Source organism: Immundisolibacter sp., assembly GCF_028696615.1.
In the GTDB taxonomy this organism is placed as follows: Bacteria; Pseudomonadota; Gammaproteobacteria; order Immundisolibacterales; family Immundisolibacteraceae; genus Immundisolibacter.
This window is the reverse complement of record NZ_JAQVGQ010000184.1, coordinates 1-5,514: the sequence shown is the minus strand read 5'-3', so window position 1 is coordinate 5,514 and position 5,514 is coordinate 1. Positions and strand designations below refer to the sequence as shown.

Genomic DNA, 5,514 nt, shown 5'->3' with positions numbered 1-5,514 from the left:
CTGCGCGTGATCGCCCATGAACTGCTGATGAGCCTGCGGGACAACGTCTCGGTGGATTGGGCCCACCGTGAATCGGCCCGCGCCCGGCTGCGGGTGCTGGTCAAGCGCATCCTGCGCAAATACGGCTACCCGCCCGATCTGCAAGACTCTGCCGTACAGACCGTGCTGGCGCAGGCCGAGGCGCTGTCGGCCAGCTGGGCCGTGCACTGACCGGCGCCGCCCGCCTTCATGTGGCGCAGGCTGGCACAATCGTTGCCATGAACACCCCCGCCCCGCTGTCGCGCCGCCTGTCGGTGGCGCCGATGCTGGATTGCACCGACCGCCACGCGCGCTTCCTGCATCGCCTGATCACGCGCTGCACGCTGCTGTACACGGAGATGGTCACCGCCCAGGCGCTGCTGCGCGGCGATCCGGACTACCTGCTCGCCTACAGCCCGGCGGAGCACCCCGTGGCGCTGCAACTGGGTGGCAGCGATCCGGCGCAGCTGGCGCAGGCGGCGCGCATCGGGGCGGACTTCGGTTACGACGAGATCAACCTCAACGTCGGCTGCCCGTCGGACCGGGTGCAGTCGGGGCGTTTCGGGGCCTGTCTGATGGCGGAGCCGGTGCTGGTCGGCGACTGCGTGGCGGCCATGCAGGCGGCGGTGAGCATTCCCGTCACGGTGAAATGCCGCATCGGCATCGACCGCACCGACCGCGACGAGGATTTGTTCGCCTTCGTCGAAACCGTGGCCGGCGCCGGCTGCCGGCACTTCACCGTGCACGCGCGCAAGGCCTGGCTGGACGGCCTGTCGCCGCGCGAGAACCGGCAGATTCCGCCGCTGCGCTACGAGACCGTGTACCGCCTGAAGCGCCTGCGCCCGGAGCTCGAAATCGTCATCAACGGCGGTATTACCGACCTCGACCAGGCGTTGGAGCATCTGAAGCACGTAGACGGCGTGATGATCGGCCGCGCGGCGTACCACTCGCCCTGGCTGCTGGCGGATGTCGACCGGCGCGTCTTCGGTGCCGCGACGCCGCTGCCGGAGCGCGCGGCGGTGCTCTCACAGTACGTGGATTACATGCGCCGCGAGCTCGCCGCCGGCACGCCGATCACGGCACTCACCCGACCGCTGCTGGGGCTGTTCCAGGGCACACCCGGCGCGCGCGCCTGGCGGCGCACGCTGAGCACCCCCAGCGCCGCACGCGATCCTGGGCGCGTGCTCGCCGCGGCACAGCCGATGCTGGGGCCGCCAGGCTACTGCCCGCACGACCCCCGACATAACCCCGGCCTGACCGCCGCTCAGGGTTTGTGAAGAAATGCGCGTCCTGCGCATTTCTTGCGTCGCCCGTCCGGTACACGCCCGGACGGGCTCCCGCGAATCAAGCCCTCAAGGGCTCGATTCGCGTCCGGCCATCCCTGGCCGGCCTGAGCGCTTGAAACATTCACAAGCTCTCAGATCAAGCCGTGCTCGACGTCCTGCCCCAGCCGCAGCTGGCCGTACAGCTCGCCCATGTTGTCGAAGTTCATGCCGGCGTGACTGTTGACGGCGTGCACGTCGCGCCAGCAGCGCTGGATGACGTTGCCCTCGTGCAGGGCGCTGCCGCCGCTGGCCACGAACAGGCGCTCGACGGCGCGCGTCAGCAGCGTGGTGGCGTAGGCGCCCTCGAACAGCGCCTTGGCGTTGTGCACCTTGCTCGACACCTCGCCCGCCTCGGCCAGCGCCTTGAAGGCGTCGCAGTTGCGCTTGAGCAGCAGGCCGGCGGCGTCGATCTCGGCCGAGGCTTCCACCAGACGCAGCAGGGCGGTCGATTTTTCGGCCTGCCTGCCGCCGCCGAACACCATCATGCGCGACTGCAGGCGCGCCTCGAAGCCGTCCAGCGCCGCCAGCGCCGCGCCCCAGGCCGGCGCGATCAGCGAACACACCGAGGCGGCGAAAAACGGCTGCCGGTACAGCGGCCCGGGGTTGATCTCGCGCCCCGGTGCGTAGCCCTGCGCCACCTTGGTGAGCGAGAACATGCGGTGCGAGGGCACGAAACAGTGCTCGATGCTGATGTCCTTGCTGCCGGTGCCCTTGAGCGCCACCACGTCCCAGCTGTCGTGATGGATGACGAAATCGGCCCGCGGCACCACGCACTGAAAATACTCGGGCGGGCCGCCGGCCGCGTCCGGCACCAGCACGCCGACCAGCGCAAAGCGCGAATGATCGCAGCCGCTCGCAAACGTCCAGCGGCCGTCGCGGATCTCGATGCCGCCGGTGACGCGGGTCACCTTGCCGGACGGCACGAACGGCGTGCAGGTCTGCGTGTCCTCATCCTCGCCCCAGATGTCCTGCTGCGCCTTGGGCGGGAAGTAGCCGAGATAAAAGTTGTGGATGGCGAGAATGGCCAGCACCCAGGCGCTGGAGCAACAACCGCTGCGGCCGATCTCGCGCGTGACTTCGAGCAGCGTGTACATGTCGTGCTCGTAGCCGCCGAAGCGCTTCGGCTGCAGGATGCGAAAGAACCCGGCGTCGCGAAAATCGGCAAAGCTCGCGTCCGGCAGGCGGCCGAGGCGCTCACAGTCGAGCGCGCGCCCGGCGATCACCGGCGCGAGTTCGCGGGCGCGGCCGATGAGTTCCTCGGCGCTCGGGATGGCGGATGTGGACATGCAAATCTCCCTCGAGGCCGCCCGCTGGCAGGCGGCCAAACGTTAAAAAAATGGTGCAGGCCGCTCAGGCGCGGCTTTCGGCGAGCAAGCGATCGACCATGGCCTGGTACTGCCCGCGCCGCGGCGTGAAATAGTGCAGCTGGCGCGACAGGAACGGGTCGCCGGCAAAGAAAATCTCGTAAATCTCCTGCCGGCCGCCGAACTCGCTCGCCACCGCGTCCCAGGCGAGTTTCATCACCTGCACGCGCTCGCGGGCGCTGGCCTGCTCGTTGCCGAGATATTGCTCGAGATCGGCGGCGGTCTCGGGATTGGCGAAATCGGCCTCGGTCACCGTCATCACCAGACTCGAACTGCCCATGAGACGAATCAGCTCGTTGACCCGGGTGTTCACCTCGGGCAGGAAAAACCGCAGCGTCGAGATGCCCACCATGCCGCGGTTCGGCGAGGCGAACAGCGACGCCGTCTCGCGCGCCACGTCCTCGAGCACGAAGCCGGGGTCGGCCTGCTTGGCGAATTCCTGCTGGGCGTGCACCACCAGCTCGCGGGCGCTGGCGTCGATGAGGCCATCGGCGAGTTCGTTCAGGGCCAGAAACTCGCCGAGCAGCTCCTGGTAGCGCGGCAGGGCGCTTCTGCCCAGCACGTCGGCGATCTTGCTGGCCAGACCGGTCATGAAGCGCAGCTTGGAGCGCCCGCGCACGATGGCCTGCAGCAGCAGATAGCCCGGAAAGCTCGGCGCCATCATGTTGTAGGCGACGATGTCGCGGTAGATGAACACCCGCTCCCAGGGCACCAGCACGTCCTCGAACACCGCCAGCGCGTCGCCCTCGTCGAAACGTTCGGAAAGCGGGCGATCGTAGCGGCTGCCGCCGCGGGCGTAGCTCTCGCGGGCGATGAACCTCAGACCCGGCGTCGCCACCGGCACGGCAAAACTGAGCGCGTAGTCCTCCTCGCCCGGCCGGCGCGGCATGAAGGGGCCGACCCAGATTTCGTTGCTCACCGGCGCCAGCGTCGACAGCATGCGCGCGCCGCTGACCACGATGCCGGCGTCGGTCTCGCGCACCACTTTGAGCGCCCGCTGGGCCGACAGGTCCTTGCCGTAATCGCGCTTGGGATCGACCAGCGTGTGGGTGAGGCAGATGTCCTCGTCGCGGCAGTATTCCCAGTAGCGGATGGCGTTGTCGGCAAACGCCTTGTCCTTGTGCCCCAGCACGTGCGGGGCGATCACCGCCGCATCGGTGACGAAGGCGTTCATGAAATCCGGCAGCCGGCCCATGAGGCCGTAGGTCGCTTCCTTGCGCAGCGACTCGCCACGCAGGCGCTGCTGCACTTCGTCCCAGGTGCGCGCCGGCAGGAAGGAATTGCTGACCGGCCGGCCGTCCCTGGGCGAGGGGTAGGTGTAGTCGGCCTGCAGGTCCGGCCGGTGAAACGCGTCGAAGTGCTCGGCGATGCTGGCCAGAATGCCGGCCAGCGGCGCATGGCGCGTCACATCCCTCACCCGCTCGCCGGCGATGTACAGCGCGCGATCGTCGCGCAGGCTCGCGATGTACTGCGCGCCCGTCCTGATGCCCATGAATGACTCTCCTCGCTCTGTTTCTTTTTCGGCATCGGATCGATGGCCGTGGCGTCAGTTTATTCCGCCACGCTGCCCAAGGCAGTCAGGCGCCGCGCCTCAAAGTTTGTGAAGAAATGCGCGTCCTGCGCATTTCTTGCGTCGCCCGTCCGGTACACGCCCGGACGGGCTCGATTCGCGTCCGGCCATATCCCTGGCCGGCCTGAGAGCTTGAAAAATTCACAAGCTCTCACCCACCCAGCCACAGCGCCACGCGGTAGGTGACGAAGGCCGCCGCGTAGGCCAGCGCAAACAGATAACCCGCCGCCACCGCCGCCCAGCGCCAGGAGCCGGTCTCGCGCCGAATGGTCGCCAGCGTGCTCAGGCACTGCGGCGCGAACACGTACCAGGCCAGCAGCGACAGCGCCGTGGCGAGGCTCCAGTCCTGCGCCAACAGCGGCGCCAGCGCCCCGGCCGCATCCTCGCCGGTGGTCGACAGGGCATAGACGGTAGCGAGCGCGCTGACCGCCACCTCGCGCGCCGCCAGGCCCGGCACCAGCGCGATGCTGATCTGCCAGTTGAAGCCGATCGGCTCGAAGATCACCGCCAGTGCGCGGCCGAGGATGCCGGCCAGGCTGTAGTCGATGGCCGGCCCGGTCGCCCCCGGCGGCGGCGGCGGAAAGCTGGCCAGGAACCACATCGCCACCGTCAACGCCAGGATGATGCCGCCGACGCGGCGCACGAAGATGGTCACCCGCTGCCACAGCCCGATGGCGACGTTGCGCAGCGCCGGCCAGTGGTAGGCCGGCAGCTCCATCATCAGCGTGCGCACTTGCCGGCGTGCGGTCAGGCGCTTCAGCACCCAGGCCACCACCAGCGCGCCGGCGATGCCGGCCGCGTACAAGCCGAGCAGCACCAAGCCCTGCAATTCGAGCCCACCCCACACCTGCCGGCGCGGGATGAAGGCGCCGATCAGCAGCGCATACACCGGCAGGCGCGCCGAGCAGGTCATCAGCGGCGCGATCAGGATGGTGACCAGCCGGTCGCGCGGGTTGGCGATGGTGCGCGCCGCCATGATGCCCGGGATGGCGCAGGCGAAGCTCGACAGCAGCGGGATGAACGACCGCCCGGACAGGCCCACGCCGCCCATCAGCCGGTCGAGCAAAAACGCCGCCCGCGGCAGGTAGCCGGATTCCTCCAGCACCAGGATGAAGAAAAACAGAATCACGATCTGCGGCAAAAACACCAGCACGCCGCCGGCGCCGGCGAGGACGCCGTCCACCAGCAGGCTGCGCAGCCAGCCCGGCGGCAGCAGTCCAGCCACCCCGTCGCCCCG

5 protein-coding genes are annotated in these 5,514 nt (G+C 68.8%); 2 read left to right on the top strand and 3 right to left on the bottom strand.

Going from position 1 to position 5,514, the window contains the following annotated elements:
• The coding region (locus PHC73_RS11110; protein ID WP_300128054.1) for a type I restriction enzyme endonuclease domain-containing protein at nucleotides 1-210 on the top strand (210 nt) is incomplete at its 5' end.
• Between the two features lie 47 nt (nucleotides 211-257).
• A complete protein-coding gene (gene dusA, locus PHC73_RS11105; RefSeq protein ID WP_300128051.1) occupies nucleotides 258-1,295 on the top strand; it encodes a tRNA dihydrouridine(20/20a) synthase DusA in 1,038 nt (345 codons plus the stop codon).
• Nucleotides 1,296-1,435: 140 nt separating this feature from the next.
• On the opposite strand, the gene PHC73_RS11100 is transcribed toward dusA, so the two are convergent.
• From PHC73_RS11100 to PHC73_RS11090, 3 genes are all read right to left on the bottom strand, one after another.
• On the bottom strand, nucleotides 1,436-2,629 hold the full coding sequence (locus tag PHC73_RS11100) for an acyl-CoA dehydrogenase family protein (RefSeq protein ID WP_300128048.1): 1,194 nt from the start codon (nucleotides 2,627-2,629) through the stop codon (nucleotides 1,436-1,438).
• A gap of 64 nt (nucleotides 2,630-2,693) precedes the next feature.
• Nucleotides 2,694-4,199, bottom strand: a complete 1,506-nt coding sequence (locus PHC73_RS11095) for a 4-hydroxyphenylacetate 3-hydroxylase N-terminal domain-containing protein (protein WP_300128045.1) — start codon at nucleotides 4,197-4,199, stop codon at nucleotides 2,694-2,696.
• A 229-nt stretch (nucleotides 4,200-4,428) separates the two neighbouring features.
• Nucleotides 4,429-5,514: ferrous iron transporter B (locus PHC73_RS11090; protein ID WP_300128042.1), on the bottom strand; the 1,086-nt coding region annotated here is incomplete at its 5' end.